The sequence below is a fragment of the Bacteroides sp. LFL-34 genome (assembly GCF_027257075.1).
Taxonomy (GTDB): Bacteria; Bacteroidota; Bacteroidia; order Bacteroidales; family Bacteroidaceae; genus Bacteroides; species Bacteroides ovatus.
On the sequence record NZ_JAPQKZ010000002.1, the window covers coordinates 134,792 to 155,510 of the forward strand.

Consider the following 20,719-nt stretch of genomic DNA (forward strand, 5'->3'; position numbering starts at 1 on the left):
AGATATATCTATGTGAAATCAGATTTCGGTTTCATGAATGACTTTTCTCATTTGTGCTGTCCATGACAGTGCTCTGACCGTTTCGCGTATCTCCGGTGGAGACATTTGTTGAGAGCGTTGGAAGTTTATCAGTCCGCAAATGTCGATGGGCGATTCATCCGGTGGCACTTTCCATACATAAGGCATCCGGTCGAAATCTTCGTCCGTTTCCGAGTAGGTGAACGAAAGCCCTCGTGCGGCATATTCACGGTTTTTTAGTGTTTTGATGTAGGTGATTCCGCTCCGGTGACGTCCCAGGCTGCCTATGGCAAAATCTGCTTTTTCAAATTGTTCGTCCAGTTTGTCACTGTGTAGGGGGCCGTGCAGGATGACGTACGGTTCCAGATGGTTGTCGCGGATGGCAGGCAGTATTTCTTCCTGTTCGCGTATGCCGGACAGGGGACCTACGATGTGGAAATAAACTTTGTATTCCGGATTTGTACGGTAGTATTCGGCTAGTCCGTGTATCAACCGGTCGAATCCGTGCCAGTAGTGCACTTCGGCCACTCCAATCAGATGAAGTTCGCGTGAGGTGTCGTTCATCGTTCGTTTGATAGGGATTGCTTCGAAGTCTATTCCGTTGGAGATCCGTATCGTTTTTCCTCCAAAAATATGTTCGGCGTTGGAGAAGGTGACGATACCGTCCAGCTCTTTGGCTAGCCGGTGGCGGAAACAGCGGTCGATGGCGAGATTGAATTTCATCGACCATGCCACATATTCCTGATCGTAAGGATAGGTAGGTATTTCCATTACCACTTTCGCTCCCATCCGTTTCAATTTTCTGACTAGTTGCAGGGTGAACGGGCTTGCGTTGTGAAAGGAACGCATATATATAAATTCTATTTTCTCGCGGCGTACATATTCAGTGATGGGGGAGTAGTAGACACGTTTCCATATCTTTGCAGTGAATCCGGTTCCGAAATCGGCAATGACTTCGTCGTCTATTATCCATCGGCGCTCACCGTTGGGAGTGGTTTGATAGTAACAGGTACGCACGTCCAATCCGCACTCTTTGAGGGCTTTTACCTGATAATGTATTTTTTTACTTATTCCATTCGCTTTATCAAAGCCGTGGAACATAAGAAATAAGGCTTTCATTCTTTGTTGTTGTCTCAAATCTATAATTGCTTATTTTGTTTTTTTATATACTTGCCAGCTATTTTTTTCACTTTTCCTATGATGTCATATTCATGTGTAGCCTGTATATATCCTCCAAAGATAATAAAACTAATGATACTTTTGGTAATAATTGTCACGAAAATGTTCATTCCTTCCGTTGTATACTGCACAGGCAGGAGGCACGCTGTCATTAACCCGCTGACTGCCAGCGGGGAAAGGAGTTGACGGACGAACGTCCATACCTTTCTCCGGAACGTTACGTGATACATCTGCCAGTAGCATTGCACGAAGTTGACGGTAAATGTCAATACGATACAGGTTGCCACTGCGGTGAGCGTGCCGAAATAGAAGATACCAATCAGCATTCCCGCCACGTTGAGGGTGGATGAGAATACGCCGCAGATGAACAGGCTCCGGGTGTCTCCGGCAGCCTGAAAAATGGAGCCGGAAGAGGAGAGTATAATTTGCACGCCTACCGAGAGGGAGAGTATGCGGAATACGGGTACGGAGGGCAGCCATTGGTTGCCGAATATAATCAGTGTCACTTCTTGTGCTGTAAAGAAAAGCAATACGCTCATGGGTAACCCTATGAAAGAGAGTATGCGGACAATGCGTTCATAGGAGGACGCCAGTTTTGCTTTGTCATCTTGGAAATCGCTGAAGATGGGGTGCATCACCGGAGTGATGACTTGTGTGATGTTTTGCAAGGGAAGCATCATGAGCCGGTAAGATTTTTCATAATATCCCAAGTCGGACATGCTCATGTGTTTTCCTATCAGCAGTTTGTCCAGATTACGACTGAAATAGTTGATGACGTTGAACAGGAATTGATAGGCCGAATATGAAAAGATCTTGCGGAGTGCTGTCAATCCCCATGTGAAGCGCAATCGTTGCGGATAGCGCTGGTAGGAAATGACAAATATCAGTATGCTGGAGATGATCGGGGTGATAATCAGTGCGTAGAGTCCTGCTCCGCAGAGGGCTGCCGTAACCGCTCCCGCACCTCCGGCTATCTGGATAGTGAAACTGCGGACAGCGATGTATTTGAATTCTTTGTTGCGATAGAACATGGCTCCGGGCACGATGGTGGCGGAGGCAAAGAAGAGGTTGACGGACAGAAGTTGGCACAGGATGCGCAAGATCTGGCTGTCGTAGTAGTCGGCAATCAGCCATGAGGCGGCGAAGAAAAGCAGGCTGATAGCAATTCCTGTCCATACGGTGAATGAAAAAATATCCGACAGTTCTTCTTTTGTCAGCGCTTTGTGCTGTATGATGGCCGGGGAGATTCCCATATCGGTGAACAGGTTGAAAAATGCGATGATTACGGTGGCGATAGCTACGATTCCGAAGTCGTCCGGGGAAAGCAGGCGTGCCAATATTCCGGCTACTACGAGGGAGATGATGATGCCGCTGTATTTGGCTAGTGCCGTGTAGAATACGCCCGAAAATAGTTGACGTTTGATGTTGTTAGCCATTGATTACATCTTTATAGGTTTGTGCATATTCCTTTCCTATTTTCCGGATGTTCATATTTTCCAATGCGTATGCATAGTTTTTTTCTCCTTGTCCCCATGCGGACAGTTGACGTGCTCTTTCAAGTGCCTCCAGAATGTCGGATCTGTCGTCCGGATGGAACGTCGGATTTCCGGTTGCGGATAGTATTTCTCCGATGTTTCCTGTTGTCGGGCCTACTACTACTTTGTGGAAGAGGAAACCTAGGGGGACATTTCCGGAGTTCAGAATATCTTTCCTTTGTATGAATATTACGTCTGAAGCAGCGATGTAATAGGGCAGGTCGCAGTTGTCTATCAATTCGTCATTGGCTCCGGCATGAAACTTCAGAAGGCGGTTGAGCAATGGCATGGCGAGATAGTAACCCAAGCGCGAAGCCCAGCGCTTGAAAAGATTCCATCCGTATTCGTTGCGTCTGGAGAAGGGGTAGAGGCGGGGAGCCAACAGTAGCTTGTTCTTTTCATTCCATTTGCAGAAAGCACTGGCTACCATGCGGATTTCTTCGCGGTTGCGGAATTTTCCGAAGGCGGTGACGATGAATGCTTCTTGTGGCAGGTTCAGATATTGACGTGCGCGCTCTATGCTGATATCTTCTTTGTAGGTGTATTGGTAGATGTGGTGCGGGATGACAACATTCCGGCTGCCGGGATGTTTTTCAATGAATTCCGTCAGGCTGTAATGTCCCATGTGTACCACGATATCGCTTTCCGACTCGATGATGTCGTAGGCTCGGCTGATGACTTCATTGGCGTAGTGGGGGCGGATATTATGTCGTGTGTATACGAAATGGGCTCCCCGTGAGCGGAAGAAAGCGATGCGTTCTTTCAGGCGGCGGATGACGTCGTGGTCTTCGCATATCCAGCCCACTACCTCCTCCGGCCATTGGAAATGGATGATGTCATAAGTGGTGTCCGATTCCCAGAATTCTTTTTGGGAGCATCTCACATCAATTCCAGCCATTCTGATAGCATCGCATAAGATAGGAACAAATAGATTGTCGGTTTCTCCGTTTTCTCTGAAAACGATCAGTGCTTTTATTGATTGGCTGTCTGTTTCGCTATCATTCATTTTTTAGGTTTTAAAGACTTTTATTACATTGCAAATGTAATAAAACTTATGATAAGTTTCTTCTTTTCTGTGTTTTAATTGCAGTTTAAGTTGCTATTTGAGGAAATCTGAAACAGGTCTAATGTTTTTATAAGCCGTTTTTCTTCTTGGGTATAAGGAATGTGGTGACTTTCAATATATTGCTTGAGGAAGAGACAAGCATGTATGAAAATGGCTGCTTTCATATAGCTGGTGAAATTTATGTAACGGTAGTAGGAGGCTTCACTGATGTTGATATGCACGCAGAGCTCTACTGTGGCTAGCTGTGACGTTTTCAGGAGCTCTTTTATCAGCATTACTCTGTTCTGGTAATGCTCGTTCACTATTTTATTTTCTTCTATTTCTTCCAACGTTTGGTTGCGTTTTGTGTCCATATTGTTTGGGATTATTAATAATTTTTGGCAAAGGTCGGATAAAAAATATATAATCCCCCTCTCATTTTTGCGATAGCTGGAATAAAATACATTTTGCACCTTTGCGCCCCGGAAGTATTAAATGTGGAATAATAAATGATAAATGAAAATGAAGAAAGATCAGTATTTCAATTTGGAGGTAAATTTGTTGAATGACGACAATATTGCCTGTATGATGACGGAAATGAATGCCGCGGAAGCACTCGGAATTTACGTGATGTTGCTGTTGCATCTGCGCACTAAAGATACTTATGAGGCGTCGTGCAAACCGGTTTTACTGAAGGCCATGGCCCGGCGGTATGATGTGGATGAAGTTGCGGTGGAGCGGGTACTTCGCGAATTCGATCTCTTCGAACTGGATGAGGAACGACAGATGTTTCGTTCTTCCTACTTGGATAGGGTGATGAAAAGCTTGGAAGAGAAGCGGAAAATGGACATCGAAAACGGTAAAAAAGGAGGGCGTCCGAAAAAGGTGGCAAAAAGTGCTGAAACGCCCGTCAGTAAAGGGAGAAAACCCACTGAAAACCAGAAGAGGAGAGAAGAGGAAAGTAAAGAGGAGGAGAGTAAAGGAAGTGTTTCTGTTGTAAACAATAATAGGAGTAATATAGAAACACCGTCTCTTGTGAGCCGTTTGGCGGATGAAGGCAATCATGGCCCGTTACAACCCGTGTTGCCTTGGGAAAAGTTGGTGGACCAACTTTCTACTTTCCAGTCATATATGGAATTGGCCGGGCAACATTCCGGTTTGGGAAAGCTTTTTGTAGACCATCAAAAACTTATTTTGGAAATCTTCAAAAAACATATCCGCCTTTATGACAAAGGAGCGGGACTGCTTTTCCCGGAGGACGTGAAACGGTATTTTTCAAATTATATCGCGGCCGGTTCCGTTACTTGTCGCACGTTGAGGGAAACCTTGCTGAAAGAGCTTGAGAATACGGTCGACAAGGATGTAAACCGCTTTGAAAGCGTCGTCGACGGGCGGCGAACGTATCTGGGACATCTTATTCCGGTTGATGCGCCGCCACGTCCCGATGCATCAGCTGTGTGGGATGATGTGAAGAAAAGATGGGCGCATTAATCCGGCAGATGACTGGCTTCGTCCGGCAGGTTGCCGATGTTCGTCTGGTAGGTAACGGAAGTTCGTCCGGCAGGTGGCAGACACTCGTCCGGCAGGTAAGTCCTCTGTGTGTGAATGATTATTTTAAACTATTTTTTTATTAGAAAAAAGGAAAAAAATATGAGAAATTTTGCCAACTATGATGTCGACATCCACGGTAAATCGAGTGGAGTCCTCAAGACGATTTGTAAAAAATGTCTTCCTACCCGCAAGAATAAGCGCGACCGTTCGCTACGTGTCAACGTCGACACGGGCCACTGTCACTGTTATCATTGTGGCGCTGATTTTTATGTTCCCGATGATGTGGAAGAGCGCAAGAATGCCGAACGTGTGGCAGCCCGCAAGCGTCGTGCGGCAGCCATTCCGCAGCATTTTCAGCGTCCTGTGTTTGATGCCTCGAAAACCACACTTTCCGAAGACACGGAGCGTTGGCTGGTGGAGACGCGTTGCATCCCGCAGTCCGTCATAGCCGCCCTACGCATCACCGAGCAGGAAGAATTTATGCCGCAATCCGGCAAAAAGGAACGTTGCATCTGCTTCAACTATTTTGAAGGGGAACAACTGATAAACACCAAATTTCGCGCTCTCCCGAAACTTTTCAAAATGGTGCAGGGTGCCGAACTGATTCCCTACAACATCGACTCCATCCTGGGGCAAACCTCCTGCATCATCCACGAGGGGGAACTGGATGCTGCTTCTTCCATCGCCGCCGGATTCAAAAGCGCCATCTCCGTGCCGGCCGGAGCCAATTCGAACCTCTCCTGGATCGACCGTTTTATGGAGACGCACTTCGAGGATCTGGAAGAAATCATCATTGCCGTTGATGCCGATTCTGCCGGAATCCGGTTGCGCAATGAACTCATCAACCGGCTGGGAGCTGAACGCTGCCGGGTGGTGACTTACGGTCCAGAGTGTAAAGATGCCAACGAGCATCTCTGCAAATATGGTATCGCCAGTCTCCGTATCGCCATCGAACAGGCAGCAGAAGTTCCGCTCGAAGGTATCTTCACCGCTGCCGACTTGCATGACGATCTGCGGGCTCTTTTCGACAACGGCTTCGGTCCCGGAGCGGAAACGGGATGGGAGGAGATGGATAAGATCTGCACGTATGAACGTGGGCGAAGTGTCTACGTCACCGGAGTTCCCGGTGCAGGAAAATCCGAGTGGGTGGACGAATTGGTGTTGCGTCTCTGCCTGCGGCATCAATGGAAAATCGGGTTCTTTAGCCCGGAAAATACTCCTATCGTCTATCATCTCCGCAAACTGATTGAGAAACTCACCGGACACCGTTTTCAAAACGGCTGTGGCATGACGGAGGGACTCCTTGCGAACTCGGAAGATTTTCTGACTGAAAACGTCTCTCATATCTCTCTGAAAGGTAATGTTTCTCCGGATCGTGTACTGGCCAAGGCTCATGAACTCGTTGTCCGCCGCGGCTGCCGCATTATTGTCTTCGACCCGCTCAACCGTTTCGACCACAACCCGCAACCTGGACAGACGGAAACGCAATATATTTCCAACCTGTTGAATAAATTTACAGAATTTGCCGTGCAACATAATTGTCTGCTCGTGGTTGTAGTCCATCCTCGTAAAATGAACCGTAATCCTGTCACGGGCATTACCCCTCGTGTGGAAATGTACGACATCAACGGCTCTGCCGATTTCTATAACAAAGCGGATTACGGTATCATTGTGGAACGTGACAAGGAGGTTGGTGTCACACGCGTATACGTGGACAAGGTGAAATTCAAGCATCTTGGTGTCGGTGGAATGGCATCCTTTGTCTACGATCCCGTAAGCGGACGATACCTGCCTTGTGAAGAATCTCACGACCCTTCTCTCTCCGCTGACCAGCGTGTCCGAAATACAATGTTCGACAACTCCTGCTGGCTACCTGAAAAAGAGCTGTTTAAAAGTATTAGGTATTAAGTAGCAAGTATTAAGTATTATGATGTTATCCATTGTTGCGATGCGTTTACCATACTTGATACCTAATACTTAATACTTCAATTAGGGTTCTTGGAGTACTTCGACGATGAGTCTTACTTGTGCGGGAGTGTAGTATCTGCTACGTGGATTCATGCCGGTGGCCAGGAGTCGTTCTTTTAGTCCGGGTGCAGCTTCAATCCATTCGTTGAATCGGTCTACTGCGCTTTGTTGCAGGATATTGGGGAGGTACAACAGGGCGAGCTCGCCTTTCCCATAGGTGCGGTATTGGAATGTTTTTTCTTCTTCTTGTTCGGGGAGAATCTTGTTTTTTGTTTTCATTTATAGTTGTGCCTTTAGATTGTTATATTTGAAGTAAAGTTACTCATTTTTAGTGGAATAGGCAAATTTTGAGAGCGGATGTTCGGGCGTATTCATAAAAGAATTGATACTAATAGAATACCGATTCTTGAAATTTATCGTATCTTTGTTTACGTTTCACGTTAAAAGCATAGAAAAAGGATGGAAGGAATATTCAGGCGTTATCCGATAGGGATACAGAGTTTCGAGAGACTACGCAATGATAATTGTGTGTATATTGATAAGACAGAGTTGATTTATCGTTTGGTAAATACACATACGACTTATTTTCTTAGCCGTCCCCGACGCTTTGGAAAGAGTCTGTTAGTTTCCACTCTTGAAGCCTATTTCTCTGGTAAAAAAGACCTGTTCAAGGGGCTGATGATGGAACAGTTGGAGAAAGACTGGACGGTTTATCCCGTGTTGCATATTGATTTCAGTATCAGTAAGTATATGAATGCGGGGATGCTGCGCTCCGCTATCAACAATCGCTTGGTGGAATGGGAACGAATTTACGGATGTGACACGAGCGAAGACACTTTCAGTCTCCGTCTGAAAGGTATTATCAAACGTGCTTACGAGCAGAGCGGGCGTCAGGTTGTGTTACTTGTAGACGAATATGATTCTCCTATGTTGGATAGCAACAACAATGAGGAGTTGCAAGCTGAAATACGTGGCATCATGCGCGACTTTTTCAGTCCGTTGAAAGCGCAGGGAGAATATCTTCGTTTTCTTTTTCTGACCGGTATCAGTAAATTTAGTCAGATGAGCATCTTTAGTGAATTGAACAATCTTCAGAACATAAGTATGCAAGATGCTTATAGTGCCATTTGCGGTATAACGGAAAATGAATTGCGTACACAGTTGGAAGAAGATATAAGAAGGATGGCCGAAGCGAACGGTGAAACGTATGATGAAGCGTGTATACATTTGAAACAACAGTATGATGGGTATCATTTCAGTAAGAAATGTGAGGATGTGTACAATCCGTTTAGTTTGTTTAATGCATTTGCGCAGAAAAGTTATGAGAATTTCTGGTTCTCTACCGGTACTCCCACTTTCCTGATAGACATCTTGCAGCAAAGCAATTTCGATATTCGTCAACTGGATGGCGTTTCGGCTACTGCCGAGCAGTTTGATGCACCTACCAATGTCATTACAGACCCGCTTCCGGTACTTTACCAAAGCGGTTATCTCACTATCAAAGAGTATGACCGGGATTTTCAGATCTATACGTTGGCTTATCCTAACAAAGAAGTTCGGAAAGGCTTTATCGAATCATTAATGCCGGCTTATGTGCATTTGCCTGCTCGCGAGAATACATTTTATGTAGTATCGTTTATCAAAGACTTACGGGTCGGCAATCTGGATCAATGTATGGAGCGGATCAAATCATTTTTCGCCTCTATCCCCAATGATATGAATAATAAGGAGGAGAAACACTATCAGACCATCTTCTACCTCCTGTTCCGGTTGATGGGGCAATATGTGGATGCAGAAGTGAAGAGCGCTGTTGGCAGGGCTGATGTTGTGATAAAGATGCAGGAGGCTATCTATGTATTCGAATTCAAAGTAGACGGTACTCCTGAAGAAGCGTTGGCACAGATCAATAGTAAGCAGTATGCGATTCCTTATCAGGCAGATCATCGGAAAGTTATCAAAGTGGGAGTTAATTTCGACAGTAGTATGCGAACTATTGGAGAATGGATCATTGAAAACTAGGGAATGATCTTACATATTCCTACATATTTCCACATATTCCGGTATAATTCGGTATAATCCGTTTTAATCCGGCATAATCCGGTGTAGTCCGGCGCAATCCGGCAAGTCGTCAACGTGTTGTCGTATCTTTGTTTCATCAACAGAAAGGGAGAATGTACTTCTTTTCGTAGAAACAATTTTTAAATATGGCAACAGTTACAGTTGTGCGCTATAAGCGCAGAAAACGGCTCGGTGATGATAAATCACCGATGATGTATCTTCTCAAGCCCAAGGCTGGGGAGTCGAAAATCTATTCAATTGATTCACTGGCACAGGAAATCGAGTCTATCGGGTCGCTTTCGGTGGAAGACGTGTCGCATGTGATGAAATCCTTTGTCCGTGCGATGAAAAAAGTGCTTGTGGCAGGGAATAAGGTGAAAGTGGATGGACTGGGTATTTTTTATACCACGCTGACCTGTCCGGGTGTGGAACAGGAAAAGGATTGTACGGTGAAAAATATCACTCGCATCAATCTCCGTTTCAAAGTCGACAACTCATTGCGTCTTGCCAATGACAGCACGGCAACTACTCGTGGCGGGGATAATAACATGATGTTCGAATTGTATACGGAGAAGAAGTCCGTTGCCGGAGGAAACGGTGGTGACGGCTCCGATGATGATGGTAAAGGCGATGGGGGAGAACCCGGTGGTGGTAGCGGTGGAGGAGAAGCTCCGGATCCGGCAGCATAAACCGCTTTGATTGACTCTGTTCTTAATTTATTAATTTATCATCTCAATCTATTAAAATGTTAGATAAAATTATCGAAATCATCATGACGATTCTGCCTTTCCTGGGCAGTAGCCGCAAGAAGCGCCAGATGATGGCGCAAGAAGTGAAAGAGTTCAGTGAACTAGTGAAAGACCAGTATACTTTTCTGATGCAGCAGTTGGAGAAAGTGTTGAAGGATTATTTCGACCTTAGTTCGAAAGTGAAAGAGATGCACGCGGAGATTTTCTCGTTGAGAGGACAGCTGACGCAAGCTGCGGCTCTGCAGTGTAGTAGCAAGGAATGTGTGCAACGAGTACAGATGGTCACTGAAACGGAGGGATGAATTTATGCGAACCATCAACTTGATTGTGATCCACTGTTCCGCCACAAGGGCGGACAGGGATTTTACGGAAGATGATTTGGAAGTGTGCCACCGTCGGCGTGGTTTCAACGGGACGGGGTATCATTTTTATATCCGTAAAAATGGAGATATAAAGACCACCCGTGAGATTGAACGAATCGGTGCGCACGCAAAAGGACACAACCAGAACAGTATTGGCATTTGTTATGAGGGCGGACTTGACTGCCACGGTCATCCCGCCGATACCCGTACCGAATGGCAAGTTCATTCAATGCACGTACTGATTCTTACGCTCTTACGCGATTATCCCGGCTGCCGGGTGTGCGGACATCGGGATTTGAGCCCCGATCTGAATGGAAACGGAGAGATTGAACCCGAAGAGTGGATTAAAGCGTGTCCGTGCTTCGAAGTGAAAAAAGAATGGAACTGATCACTGAAGAATGTCATAATAGACTTCTGTGACTTGCTGTGATACGCGTCGGCTGTCGAAACGTTCCTGAATGACAGCCATAGCTGCGTTTCCATAACTTTCTATCCATTCCGGATAATGGAGATATGTCAAATAACATTCCGCCAACTCCTCCGGTTGACCGAAATCTGCAATCAATCCGCTTTCCTGATGTGTGATTACTTCTCTGGTACCGTCTGTAGGGGTCACTACCAATGCTTTTTTCATAGCCATCGCTTCGAGCAACGCAATGGAAAGCCCTTCCCATAAACTTGGTAGACAGAAAACATTGATAGCGTGCAATACATCCGGCACATCATTACGAAATGGTGAGGTCCGGATGTATTCTTCTATTCCGTTTTGCCGGATTGCTTCCTTGGTCTCTTCTTCCATATCGCCTTCTCCTACCAGCAGTGCTTTGATTCTGGCATCTTTCTGGTGAGCGATAGCAATACTTTTTACGAAATCCAACGGAGCTTTCTGGAGAGTGATCCTGCTGACGAAGCCTATCACGAAATCATCTTCTGTAAATCCGAATTCCTTACGCAGGTCTTTGCGGTTTCCATCCGGATTGAATCGTTTCAGGTTGATACCATTTTCTATCACGAGTGCATTCTTCAGTCCGAAAGTTTCTTGGCCGGTAATCCAGTTGCTTTCGGATACACAGATGACTTTTCGGCTTAATTTACAGATAATTTTCTCACTCCATGCCCGGAGACTTTTGATTAGAAACGACTGGTCTTGATGAAAGCTCCATCCATGCACGGTGTATACCATCGGAATATGTAGCTTCCGGGCAATGAACGCTACATTGGAGGCCGCACGACTTCCGTGGGCGTGAATGAGTTGTATGTTTTCATCAAGTATCAACTTCTTGATTTGTTTTGTGATACGTATGTCAAAAGGATGCGCAGTGTTAATGACGTAACATCTGACACCTCTTCGGGTGAGCTCGTCAATCATTTGTCCGCCTGTGAACGCTAGTACGATGGGATTGACGCGTTCGTCAAACCCTGCTATGAGGTCGAGCAGATGAGATTCTCCGCCACCCACTTGGCCTTGTCTGATTACTTCCAATACATTAATGGTCATGTTCGGTATGTATAAATTGTTTGTTGACTCCTTTCAGTTTAAACAGATTACTCACAATGCCTGCCAGCAATGAGGGCAATTGAAGGATGCCTTGTAGCAGTCGCTTATTGAGCATACGCTTTGGAATTGCCGTAAATAATGCCAGAAAGAGGGAAAAGGACAATATCCACCATTTGATACTCATGTGCGGATGGACAATTGTGAATATGATTGTGAAGAAAAATGTGCAGAAAATCAGTACGATACGTGGTAGGAGTGTCCATTGGAATACCTTGTCACAGTAGTTGATATTACCGCGAAGCAGTTCTCCGGGAAAAGAGGGGAGTGCCCGGCTCAACGAATCGAACTGGGCAGCGATCCAACGTTTGCGCTGGTTTTTGATCACTTCTTTCTTTTGCGTTTTTTCATCTTTCACGTGGACGTGTTCCAGATATTCGATATGGATGCGCTGTTTAAGTAGCAGCGATTCCAGTTCTTTGTCTTCTCCTGCTGTCTCTAGTTGGGGAACATGCTGACGGAACCACTGTGCTTCCAATGCCATGCCGGAGCCAATAAGGGCGGAAGAAAATCCGAGAGCAATATGCCCGCTACGAAATATTGAGTTGTTGATTTCTTCGCTGGCGGCATCAAGAACGGCGACATCTGTATTCATATTTTTGGCGGTGCGATGTGCCTGAATAGCTTTTTCGCCTGCTTGAAAGGCACGATTGATTTCAGACAAAAAATCTGGGTCTGTTGTGTTGTCGGCATCCATGATGACGATCATGTCATAAGGAGTGTCAGCTGTAGCTTTCATGGCGAGATTCATGGCTTTTGCCTTGGAGCTGTCAGTATAGTCGGCTGTCAGCAGGCGGATCGGAAGTTGGCGTAAGGCTTCATTGGTGCTTTCTTGCATCTGGTCTGAAATCACGATGATGTCGTAGAATTCTGCCGGATAATCTTGCTGTAAAAAAGATTGGATAGTCGGCAGAATGACTTTATCTTCTTTATAAGCTGGGAATAGTACGGCGAATTTATTGTGTTTGGGAGTATTGGGATAGTTACGACGACGGTAGAATTTGGATGCCAAGGCAAACAAAAGCAAATAACCTATATTGATAGCCAATATTGTGTATAGTATAATTTCTGCGATGTACAGTATAGTTGTCATATTTGTTCTTTTTTATGGGGAATACGAATAAATGCTGATATGCCTTTCAGTGTGGCGGTTAGAAGTTCAGGATGACCTTTTAACAGAAAGCTTATTCCATTTTTTCCGGCTGCCACAGTCATTTGATAGGCTATAGAGAGAAAGCGTCTGCTTCCGTCAAGGTTTCGCCATGCATAGAGCAAACGGTTGCGTGTCAGGTAGTAGGTGCGGAGCGCACTCAATTGCCCTGTGCTCTGGCTTTCTTTGTGAAAAACCGTGCAACGGGGTTCATACCATAACTCGTAGCCGACACGTGTTATGTGAGTGCACCAGTCGAGCTCTTCATAATATAGAAAGAATATCTCCGGCATCATTCCGGCTTTCTCTATCACTTCACGCTTCACCATCATAGCTGCTCCATGCAAATAGGGAGTAGTATGCGGGGTGTCGAATCTTCCGTCGTCCGGACATCCGAATCCAATTCCTTCATTACGAAGAGTAATAGAGCTAAGCGGAGTATATCCTGCGAATTGTATGTTTTGGGGTGGAAAGGCAAAGCGTATTTTCGGCGATACGCCTCCGATTTCCGGACGGCTTTCCAGTCGCTCTATCAGGCAAGTGATGTTGTCTGATTCAATATAGGTGTCATTGTTTATCAAGAAAAAATATTTGCCTTTTGCTACACGGAGTCCGATATTGTTTCCGCCCGAAAAACCTTTGTTTACATCGCTGCGAATGGTGATTACCGTAGGGTATAACGCACGTATCTTCTCTGCTTCGTTTTCGCGTGAAGCATTGTCTACCACTATGATTTCATAACTTATGGAATGAATCTTGTCCAGAAGTGACTCGATTAGCTTACAGGTGTCTTTAAAACCGTTGTAGCAAATGGTGATGAATGAAATTGTAGGGCTTTCCATATCTTTTACTGTCCTAATAAAGTTGCTATTGTTTTTCCATAACGTTTGTTGTTCTTTATGTATATGATACCTTTATATATATAGAAAGGTATATATATTTGAAAAACAGTACTGATAATAGCCCATAATTTCCAGTCCAATGCATATTTTTTCATCAGAAATGATTGGATAATAACTAACGGATACCATGAAAATAAGTAAATAGCGTATGAACTGTTGGAAAGATGGTCAAGAAACTTCAGATTGTATTTTATGTATAGTGAACTTAGTGAGAAACTGAACGCTATTCCGATAAAAGCATATACTATTCCTATGAATGGTGTATCCCAGACTATGAAATAGATTAATGCAGAGTAGATTATTAAAAGTCCGCTTGCTGTGTATATATTTGCGAGTTTTGCTTTGTCGCTAATCATTGAATTATATTGGGCATATATACATCCGGTGATGAAAAATATCAAATAGCTAGCCACTCCACCTAGATTTAAAAATTCAATATGTTTGAGAGGGTTGAATTCGTATAATAAAATGAGCAGAGGAAGGCAGACTAAAAAGGTATATTTAAACTTTAGTTTCTTGTTTGCTTTGTATAGTATTATTGTGATGATACTAACAATAAATAAAGTAGGGAGAAACCAGAAGAATTTGATAACGTTGTCCATAGGATACAATAGCATGTGAATGTATGAATGGATGGAGAAATCTATAGGGCGTAGAGCGTGTGCACTTAATAGTACTTTGGGGATATAAGTAATGGAACTAATAATGAAATAGGGAACAAGGAGCCGGATCGCTCTTTTGACTATGTATCCTTGTTTGCCCAATAAACTTATATCTGATATTTCTTGCTGTTTATGCATAGTTGCATAATTTAATAAATAGCCTGATATGAACATGAATAATGGCATGATGTGAAAACTATATATCCATTTATGACCATAATAGGACTCTACGGCTGTAAAAGAATGTCCTATACATACCATGATGATAGCAAAAGTATTTAAGACTAATATCTGTTGGTTCTTTTTCATAACTTCTTGTTTTCTAGTACCATTCTTTTTTCTATATGCGGAGCTGCAAAACAGAGTGCAAATCCTATATAAATGGGGAGTTGGTTAGGGTATTGCATGACATCACTTACGTAAGCGGCAATGAAGAACCCGGCATTCATACACACCCAGGCTGCTACTAATCCCCGCAGACTCTTGTCGCGTATTTTAAACATCAATATCCACGAACACCAGACAAAAAGAATTCCATGAATGGCAAGGTAAAGAAGCAGCCCGACAATTCCTGTCTCTACCCACACGCTGACCAACCATGAGTCGGGAGGGTAGGGCATCTGTTCTTTTGAATTGAAATTACCCGCTTTTGACAGTCCGATTCCATAACCAAACGGCTTTTTCGACATCAGTTCTTTTATTAATATCCGGTTTTCCACACGCACCATATAGGATGCATCTTCAGTGGGATGGAAAGAGGAACGCATTTTACGGATATACTGATTCCCATTTCCGGCATTTGTATAATAAAAGAAACAGAAAATGGCTATTGATGCAATAACACCTGCCAGTAATGCTTTCCAGTTTTTAGCGATGATAGTTACCATCAACAAACCGCCCATGATGACTCCCATTGCTGTTCTTGTTCCGGATATTCCCATCCCATAAAGCGCGCAGATAGCGATGAAGAAAAAATAAACGCGTTTCCATTTCGATCCTGCATAAAAAGAGGAGATGGCAAATACGACTGCCGACAGCGCAGCATGCACCCCGTAATTAGCGGCATCGGAGAAACATGAGAAATAACGTATGCCGGACCAGATGAGATGCGTACGCCATCCTCCCAATGCATACAGAAAGTGAAGGTCTTTTTCGCTGAAACCGTGGTTTTTTTGCCAATAACCTTTTATGGTAAATATGAGAACAAATATGGACCATACTATTAATAATAACTCAATATCTTTTTTCGTACGGATGACAATAGGAACAATAAAAGCACATATCAAAGGAATCAGCGCATAAGGAGTGAGGCCAATGTTCCATGCTTCCATTACATTATTAGGATTCAAGATTTCGAAGAAATAATAGACTAGCCAGACTGTGCACATATAGGTCATTATGTTTTGTCCGGGTTTCCAGTTTGTTTGCTTGTCATTGGCCAATTGTATCAAACAGATGGTTGTAAACATCAATATGAGTGCCATAGAGGCTAAACCAGTCTTGGTGTTTACAAACATTCCTGATATAATCACCACAAATTGAGCGGCAAATAACAAGTGGAAAGTTATTATTCTATTCGTCATCATCCTCCTCTTCTGCTGATCCTTCTTTGGTTTTCTTTGTTAGGTTGAACCTTATTTTTTCTGTGAGCGACAGTTGGCTAAGACGATAACCGATATTCCGCAGTATGGTGTATGGTGGAAGTTGCCCGGTGAAATCTTCAATTGCTGCCCGGGAAGCATTTGTCAGGCATATACGGAATGGAACGTTTGTTTTATCCAATTGCAGCATGAGCTGTTCGCAAAGTTGCTTGTCAATCGTTTTCCACCCACGGTTTGCGGGAGCTACCAAGATGTTTGCGTTTGCATCATGTAACAAAGCACTGGGGATGTTGCTTTGCGCTAAAGGTGGATAGGCGACGATCAGCACATCTTCTCCCTGCAGGGTATAAAAGTCTGTGATGTTTTTGGCAAGTAAATATTGAGTGGAATCTGTGTTGAAATCCACCCCATAGGTGATAAACCTTGCATTTAACATACGGCTTTGCATATATCCGCAAATCAGATTTCCGACTTCTACTTCTCCGGAATCTTCACAAGTGCTAAATAGGTTGATTATATATACTCCGGGAGATTTTCGCTCGGTGAGGAAACGGAGCAATGAGTTAGTCAACTCTTTCACGGATGACTGGACGTAGGTTTTCGTCATTCCGCCATAGCGGGAGGAAAACATACTGGGAATAGCACCTATCACGTTGAAATCTGTCACACGTTTAGTACGAGCTGCGTCACGCAATGTTTTGTCGAACATTTCTACTAACAGCAAAAAAACAATAATAAGTATGAAACTACCTGCACAGGCAGCCATTATGATTTGCTTTCTGTTTGTTGCTCCCGGAGAAATAGGATAGGTTGGCTCATTCAGAACTTTCAGTGTGGCGGAAGTCATCTCCAGATTTTTCCTTCGTAATAATGCTTCATTATAACTTTGCAGAACGGTCAGGTAGTTACGTTCCGTGAAATTGATGGTTCGCTCTTTTTGTTTGATGGTGGTACCCACGGGGGCATAAAACATATAGCGTTCACTGAGTTCACGGCGTGCATTTTGTACGACCAGCAGTTCGGCTTTCGCTTTTTCATTGGCCAATGTCTGTTCCAGCCATTGTTCTATGATATTCGTTCGCGAAGTTCCTTCTTTCGTATATTTATGTCCTACGTATGAATCCGTTAAATGATTCAAATCTTTTTGTAGCTCGTGCAGTTGCTTCTTTTGACTTTCCAGATTGTCGGTATCTTGTTTCTTGGAGTCGGACATGGCTTCTATTTCAGCAATCTTTCCGGTGACATTGGATACTTGACGTAACTTGTCAATAAATTCCAAATTCTTTAATACTTGTTTGGCATTGCTGTCCATGTGTTTTTCTAATTCCGCAAGCATGGCACTGCTGCTATTGAATGCAAAAAGGGCATCTTGTTCTCTTAATTCAAACTCTTTATTAATAGCTGCTATTTCTTTGGTTTCGTCAAGATAGTTGATTACGCGTTTCTGAACATTGTATTTGGTAAGGTCTTCTTCTTCGTTGCGAAGTTTACCACCGATTCTTCTCAATTCTTCTTCAAAGTATTTGATTACTTTGTCTGTCTCTCCATAACGGATACGGCGATATTCATCAACGAACTCATCCATCAAAATGCTTACGGTATTGTATGCGATACCCGGATCGCTGGAAGCATAGCTAATATCCAGCAAGTCACTTGTCAGACGGCGTTGTACTTTGATGTTTTTCAAAGTGTTGTAACTGTAAAAATGGGGATTGTAGTAAAATAGCCCGTAGACGTAATTGTCTTTGTGAGGGCGCATATACTTTTCCAGATTAGACACTGTCTTATCTTCACTTGTTTTGTCGATCAGTGCCAGTATTTCTTTTCCATGCGGACTGTTCTTTAAGTGATTGTAAGTGTAATTGTAACTGGAAGGGGTGATTCCGTCAACTTCTTTGTTCGGATCTCCTTTGATAAGAACTCTGGCATATAATCTCATGGATACTCTCTTGAGGGTACTCTCGGCCTGCATTATGCTTATCAGGTTATCCATAGAATTTTGTACCATAGCCCAATCTGTGCGCTTGTCACTCTCCAAATTGTATCCCGATGCTACTCCTGTATATAAAGTGGCTTTTACTTCGTATCCTCCAACCATGTGGCGGGTGTAATAAATAACAAATAGTGTGAAAAGTGCGGTACCTACTAGTATCATCCAGAGGTGGCGGAGTAAGGTCCGTATGGTAGAAATGATAAAATCCATATTTTGTGCGTTATTATTTTTGTATAAGGGGGGTACGTGAAATCACTTCGAGTATCATCAGACTCTTTGTCAATTCGAATTTACTTTTTTCGTATGCTTCGCGAGCTTGAGATTGACGTTCCTTGTCTACTGATAGTTCTGACGAATCAATGGTGCCATTGGCAAAATTCTTTTCAGATATTTCATATTGTACGTTGGCAAGTACCCAACCCTCACTTCTCATCTGGAGAACTTTAATTTGTGAAGTAGCCATTGCATACAACTCAATAATATTCTTTTTGATTTCGTCATACTTCACTTCCCGTTCCAGTTCTGCACTTCGCAGCGTGAGTCTTTGCCGACTGACGCGTCCTTTGAGATCGAACAGATCATCTAAGGGGATGCTTAAACCCGCGCCTATCGTGTAACCGTTCTGTGCCTGGGTGGAGTAGGTAAGGTATGGGGCGACTGCCACGTCCGTATAGGTGGACTCATTGCCGAACATTCCGTATTGATAGCTCCCTCGTAAACTGAAGAAACCTAGAAATGCCCATTTTTCTTTTTTGAGTAATTTGCGTTCTATTATCGCCTTCACGTCCGCTACCTCATAGGCGGGACTGTTCTTGGCGTTCTCGAATAAAGCGGATAGTGGGGGGAGAACTATTTTACTATAATCTTCATCACTTAGTTGAGAATAGTCAGACACTTCTTGTGCAACTACACGGGTTGTAGAGACGAATAGAAGTAATAACCCCGAAAAAAAACATATAAATTGCTTCATAAAAAAATCCTATTATTTGCTCTTGCTGTGTTATAGCTTGCGCAAATATAAGGATTAATTTCATTTATGTGCAGTCTTTTATTATCTATTTTACAATCTTTCGTGTAAATTGTGCACAATTTGTCGTGTAAATGGCGTCAAAAGGCTTCTGTCATGTTGAAGTAGAACAAATTCTGCTTGTTCACCATGTCTCTGCCGAAATCAAGGCGTACATTCATACGGGGTTGCACTTCGATACGTAATCCCAATCCGAGGTTGGGAAGCACACCTTCTATCTTGCCCGGAGTGGGTCCCATGAAACCGCATCCTCCCCAGGCTACATATCCTATATGACTTAACATCTTTTTTATCCAAGTGCTTTTGTCCGTATTTATCATCTGGCGGTATTCGGCCATCATGACATGCGAGGACTTGTCGCGAAACTGTCCCATGTAGTAACCGCGAAGATCGAAGGGGGTCCCGCTAAGTACATATTTTGTTAGGGGTACATCTCCGAATGCGTTTTTGCTTTGCACTGTCCAGGCTATCACTTTGCGGCGTCCTACTGTTTTGTATTGGCGGTAATCGATTTCCAAACGGTAAAAGTTATTATCACTGCCGAACGTTTTATTGTACATCATTCCCCGGAAGTCAAGGTAAGTTCCGTTATAAGCATTGGCGGGAATATCGCGTGTGTCATACGTCAATAGGAAGCCGAGTCCCGAACTGAAATTTTTGTATCCGTGCTCCGTACCTCCTGCCGCAATGTACGAGGGCTCATTAACCATCCCGGCAGCCGGTTTAGTTATCTTGTCATAGTTCAAATCGACTTGAGGGCCTGCAAAGAAATTACTTTCTCCCAAACGGAACAAGAACCAGGGGTTTACTTGAATGCCGCTATAACGGTATTCACTGGTATCTTCTCCACGTTCGTAATCTTTATTGGTGGAATATCCGATGCCATAAAAATTCTCGATTGTATTTTTATAAGAGAAGGTTCCGAAGATACGGAAACGGTCGCCTTTAAAGAAGAGCTGTGGTTTCGTCATCAGATTCAAGCCGCCCTTGAACATCAAGGCGATGGCCATTGGCACTACTGAACGCCGTTGAGTGGTATCACTCGGATTCATCCGAAACGTCATCAGTGCGCTACCGCCTACTAACAAACCGAAGTCCGGCGTATAACTGGGACCACCTAATATGTTATAGTGCAAATTCCGATTTGCCACGCGCTGGCGACGCAACTCGCGCTTGGAAAGGGCAGGAATGGTGTCTGACGGGGTGTCTTCAATATCTGTAGGAGTAGTATCACTGATAGAAGTTGTAGACATTTGCAGTTCATCGCTTTTTACTGCCGTACTATCAGCCGTAGCTGACATCATATTGATGGATGGAAGCATCACCAATATTCCTATTATATATTTCTTCATAATTTCTCTGTG

21 protein-coding genes are annotated in these 20,719 nt (G+C 43.9%); 7 read left to right on the forward strand and 14 right to left on the reverse strand.

Annotation, left to right across the window (positions count from 1 at the left end; genetic code table 11):
• Positions 1-18 precede the first annotated feature (18 nt).
• The 4 genes from N5O98_RS00965 to N5O98_RS00980 all read right to left on the reverse strand — a co-directional run bounded on the left by N5O98_RS00965 (position 19) and on the right by N5O98_RS00980 (position 4,151).
• A complete protein-coding gene (locus N5O98_RS00965; RefSeq protein WP_004311600.1) occupies positions 19-1,137 on the reverse strand; it encodes a glycosyltransferase in 1,119 nt (372 codons plus the stop codon).
• A 20-nt stretch (positions 1,138-1,157) separates the two neighbouring features.
• Positions 1,158-2,633, reverse strand: a complete 1,476-nt coding sequence (locus N5O98_RS00970; RefSeq protein WP_004311601.1) for a lipopolysaccharide biosynthesis protein — start codon at positions 2,631-2,633, stop codon at positions 1,158-1,160.
• On the reverse strand, positions 2,626-3,738 hold the full coding sequence (locus tag N5O98_RS00975) for a hypothetical protein (protein ID WP_004311602.1): 1,113 nt from the start codon (positions 3,736-3,738) through the stop codon (positions 2,626-2,628). Before N5O98_RS00975 ends, N5O98_RS00970 begins: the two co-directional genes overlap by 8 nt.
• Positions 3,739-3,812: 74 nt before the next feature.
• Entirely contained in the window at positions 3,813-4,151 is a 339-nt protein-coding gene (locus N5O98_RS00980; RefSeq protein WP_022199356.1) for a hypothetical protein, read from the reverse strand.
• Positions 4,152-4,299: 148 nt separating this feature from the next.
• Here N5O98_RS00980 and N5O98_RS00985 point away from each other — a divergent pair, with 148 nt between their 5' ends.
• Genes N5O98_RS00985 through N5O98_RS00995 form a run of 3 tightly spaced genes read left to right on the forward strand, consistent with a single transcriptional unit; the run spans position 4,300 to position 7,236 of the window.
• Entirely contained in the window at positions 4,300-5,268 is a 969-nt protein-coding gene (locus N5O98_RS00985) for a DUF7833 domain-containing protein (protein ID WP_022199357.1), read from the forward strand.
• Positions 5,256-5,411, forward strand: a complete 156-nt coding sequence (locus N5O98_RS00990; RefSeq protein WP_004311605.1) for a hypothetical protein — start codon at positions 5,256-5,258, stop codon at positions 5,409-5,411. The genes N5O98_RS00985 and N5O98_RS00990 overlap by 13 nt, the downstream gene beginning before the upstream one ends.
• 16 nt (positions 5,412-5,427) lie before the next feature.
• Entirely contained in the window at positions 5,428-7,236 is a 1,809-nt protein-coding gene (locus N5O98_RS00995; protein ID WP_022199358.1) for a bifunctional DNA primase/helicase, read from the forward strand.
• Between the two features lie 81 nt (positions 7,237-7,317).
• Here N5O98_RS00995 and N5O98_RS01000 read toward each other — a convergent pair whose 3' ends face one another.
• Positions 7,318-7,575: a DUF4248 domain-containing protein gene (locus N5O98_RS01000; protein WP_004311607.1), complete on the reverse strand. Its 258-nt coding sequence runs from the start codon at positions 7,573-7,575 to the stop codon at positions 7,318-7,320.
• Between the two features lie 180 nt (positions 7,576-7,755).
• Between N5O98_RS01000 and N5O98_RS01005 the strand changes: the two genes are divergently transcribed.
• Positions 7,756-9,315, forward strand: a complete 1,560-nt coding sequence (locus tag N5O98_RS01005) for an ATP-binding protein (RefSeq protein WP_004311608.1) — start codon at positions 7,756-7,758, stop codon at positions 9,313-9,315.
• Here N5O98_RS01005 and N5O98_RS01010 read toward each other — a convergent pair.
• Positions 9,312-9,452 carry a hypothetical protein gene (locus N5O98_RS01010; protein ID WP_182423441.1) on the reverse strand — a complete coding sequence of 47 codons (141 nt, stop codon included), beginning with the start codon at positions 9,450-9,452 and terminating at the stop codon, positions 9,312-9,314. The two genes, N5O98_RS01005 and N5O98_RS01010, sit on opposite strands and share 4 nt — an antisense overlap.
• 48 nt (positions 9,453-9,500) lie before the next feature.
• Here N5O98_RS01010 and N5O98_RS01015 point away from each other — a divergent pair, with 48 nt between their 5' ends.
• The 3 genes from N5O98_RS01015 to N5O98_RS01025 are packed head-to-tail and all read left to right on the forward strand — an operon-like array spanning position 9,501 to position 10,853.
• On the forward strand, positions 9,501-10,043 hold the full coding sequence (locus N5O98_RS01015) for an HU family DNA-binding protein (protein ID WP_004306334.1): 543 nt from the start codon (positions 9,501-9,503) through the stop codon (positions 10,041-10,043).
• 56 nt (positions 10,044-10,099) lie between these two features.
• Positions 10,100-10,405, forward strand: coding sequence for a hypothetical protein (locus N5O98_RS01020; RefSeq protein WP_004300375.1), 306 nt, complete (start codon positions 10,100-10,102; stop codon positions 10,403-10,405).
• Between the two features lie 4 nt (positions 10,406-10,409).
• Positions 10,410-10,853 (forward strand): N-acetylmuramoyl-L-alanine amidase, encoded by a 444-nt coding sequence (locus N5O98_RS01025; RefSeq protein WP_004311609.1) that lies wholly within the window; start codon positions 10,410-10,412, stop codon positions 10,851-10,853.
• On the opposite strand, the gene N5O98_RS01030 is transcribed toward N5O98_RS01025, so the two are convergent.
• From N5O98_RS01030 to N5O98_RS01060, 8 genes are all read right to left on the reverse strand, one after another.
• Entirely contained in the window at positions 10,854-11,963 is a 1,110-nt protein-coding gene (locus tag N5O98_RS01030; protein WP_004311610.1) for a glycosyltransferase, read from the reverse strand. It lies immediately after the preceding gene.
• The gene (locus tag N5O98_RS01035) at positions 11,953-13,113 is read right to left on the reverse strand and encodes a glycosyltransferase (protein ID WP_004311611.1); all 1,161 of its coding nucleotides are present in this window, start codon (positions 13,111-13,113) and stop codon (positions 11,953-11,955) included. The genes N5O98_RS01030 and N5O98_RS01035 overlap by 11 nt, the downstream gene beginning before the upstream one ends.
• Positions 13,110-14,012: a glycosyltransferase family 2 protein gene (locus N5O98_RS01040; RefSeq protein WP_004311612.1), complete on the reverse strand. Its 903-nt coding sequence runs from the start codon at positions 14,010-14,012 to the stop codon at positions 13,110-13,112. The genes N5O98_RS01035 and N5O98_RS01040 overlap by 4 nt, the downstream gene beginning before the upstream one ends.
• Before the next feature lie 5 nt (positions 14,013-14,017).
• The gene (locus tag N5O98_RS27550) at positions 14,018-15,043 is read right to left on the reverse strand and encodes an acyltransferase family protein (protein WP_022199359.1); all 1,026 of its coding nucleotides are present in this window, start codon (positions 15,041-15,043) and stop codon (positions 14,018-14,020) included.
• Positions 15,040-16,320 carry an O-antigen ligase family protein gene (locus N5O98_RS01045; RefSeq protein WP_032856183.1) on the reverse strand — a complete coding sequence of 427 codons (1,281 nt, stop codon included), beginning with the start codon at positions 16,318-16,320 and terminating at the stop codon, positions 15,040-15,042. Before N5O98_RS01045 ends, N5O98_RS27550 begins: the two co-directional genes overlap by 4 nt.
• Entirely contained in the window at positions 16,307-18,538 is a 2,232-nt protein-coding gene (locus N5O98_RS01050) for a GumC family protein (protein WP_004311615.1), read from the reverse strand. Before N5O98_RS01050 ends, N5O98_RS01045 begins: the two co-directional genes overlap by 14 nt.
• Positions 18,539-18,551: 13 nt before the next feature.
• Positions 18,552-19,298, reverse strand: coding sequence for a TolC family protein (locus N5O98_RS01055; protein ID WP_004311616.1), 747 nt, complete (start codon positions 19,296-19,298; stop codon positions 18,552-18,554).
• Positions 19,299-19,435: 137 nt separating this feature from the next.
• Positions 19,436-20,707 carry a BamA/TamA family outer membrane protein gene (locus N5O98_RS01060; RefSeq protein WP_182423440.1) on the reverse strand — a complete coding sequence of 424 codons (1,272 nt, stop codon included), beginning with the start codon at positions 20,705-20,707 and terminating at the stop codon, positions 19,436-19,438.
• Positions 20,708-20,719 lie beyond the last annotated feature (12 nt).

What these genes read in the sequence shown, in the direction of transcription:
- N5O98_RS00965 (WP_004311600.1), bottom strand. Translation starts at nt 1,137, where the DNA reads ATGAAAGCCTTATTTCTTATGTTCCACGGCTTTGATAAAGCGAATGGA.
- N5O98_RS00970 (WP_004311601.1), bottom strand. Translation starts at nt 2,633, where the DNA reads ATGGCTAACAACATCAAACGTCAACTATTTTCGGGCGTATTCTACACG.
- N5O98_RS00975 (WP_004311602.1), bottom strand. Translation starts at nt 3,738, where the DNA reads ATGAATGATAGCGAAACAGACAGCCAATCAATAAAAGCACTGATCGTT.
- N5O98_RS00980 (WP_022199356.1), bottom strand. Translation starts at nt 4,151, where the DNA reads ATGGACACAAAACGCAACCAAACGTTGGAAGAAATAGAAGAAAATAAA.
- N5O98_RS00985 (WP_022199357.1), top strand. Translation starts at nt 4,300, where the DNA reads ATGAAGAAAGATCAGTATTTCAATTTGGAGGTAAATTTGTTGAATGAC.
- N5O98_RS00990 (WP_004311605.1), top strand. Translation starts at nt 5,256, where the DNA reads ATGGGCGCATTAATCCGGCAGATGACTGGCTTCGTCCGGCAGGTTGCC.
- N5O98_RS00995 (WP_022199358.1), top strand. Translation starts at nt 5,428, where the DNA reads ATGAGAAATTTTGCCAACTATGATGTCGACATCCACGGTAAATCGAGT.
- N5O98_RS01000 (WP_004311607.1), bottom strand. Translation starts at nt 7,575, where the DNA reads ATGAAAACAAAAAACAAGATTCTCCCCGAACAAGAAGAAGAAAAAACA.
- N5O98_RS01005 (WP_004311608.1), top strand. Translation starts at nt 7,756, where the DNA reads ATGGAAGGAATATTCAGGCGTTATCCGATAGGGATACAGAGTTTCGAG.
- N5O98_RS01010 (WP_182423441.1), bottom strand. Translation starts at nt 9,452, where the DNA reads ATGAAACAAAGATACGACAACACGTTGACGACTTGCCGGATTGCGCCG.
- N5O98_RS01015 (WP_004306334.1), top strand. Translation starts at nt 9,501, where the DNA reads ATGGCAACAGTTACAGTTGTGCGCTATAAGCGCAGAAAACGGCTCGGT.
- N5O98_RS01020 (WP_004300375.1), top strand. Translation starts at nt 10,100, where the DNA reads ATGTTAGATAAAATTATCGAAATCATCATGACGATTCTGCCTTTCCTG.
- N5O98_RS01025 (WP_004311609.1), top strand. Translation starts at nt 10,410, where the DNA reads ATGCGAACCATCAACTTGATTGTGATCCACTGTTCCGCCACAAGGGCG.
- N5O98_RS01030 (WP_004311610.1), bottom strand. Translation starts at nt 11,963, where the DNA reads ATGACCATTAATGTATTGGAAGTAATCAGACAAGGCCAAGTGGGTGGC.
- N5O98_RS01035 (WP_004311611.1), bottom strand. Translation starts at nt 13,113, where the DNA reads ATGACAACTATACTGTACATCGCAGAAATTATACTATACACAATATTG.
- N5O98_RS01040 (WP_004311612.1), bottom strand. Translation starts at nt 14,012, where the DNA reads ATGGAAAGCCCTACAATTTCATTCATCACCATTTGCTACAACGGTTTT.
- N5O98_RS27550 (WP_022199359.1), bottom strand. Translation starts at nt 15,043, where the DNA reads ATGAAAAAGAACCAACAGATATTAGTCTTAAATACTTTTGCTATCATC.
- N5O98_RS01045 (WP_032856183.1), bottom strand. Translation starts at nt 16,320, where the DNA reads ATGATGACGAATAGAATAATAACTTTCCACTTGTTATTTGCCGCTCAA.
- N5O98_RS01050 (WP_004311615.1), bottom strand. Translation starts at nt 18,538, where the DNA reads ATGGATTTTATCATTTCTACCATACGGACCTTACTCCGCCACCTCTGG.
- N5O98_RS01055 (WP_004311616.1), bottom strand. Translation starts at nt 19,298, where the DNA reads ATGAAGCAATTTATATGTTTTTTTTCGGGGTTATTACTTCTATTCGTC.
- N5O98_RS01060 (WP_182423440.1), bottom strand. Translation starts at nt 20,707, where the DNA reads ATGAAGAAATATATAATAGGAATATTGGTGATGCTTCCATCCATCAAT.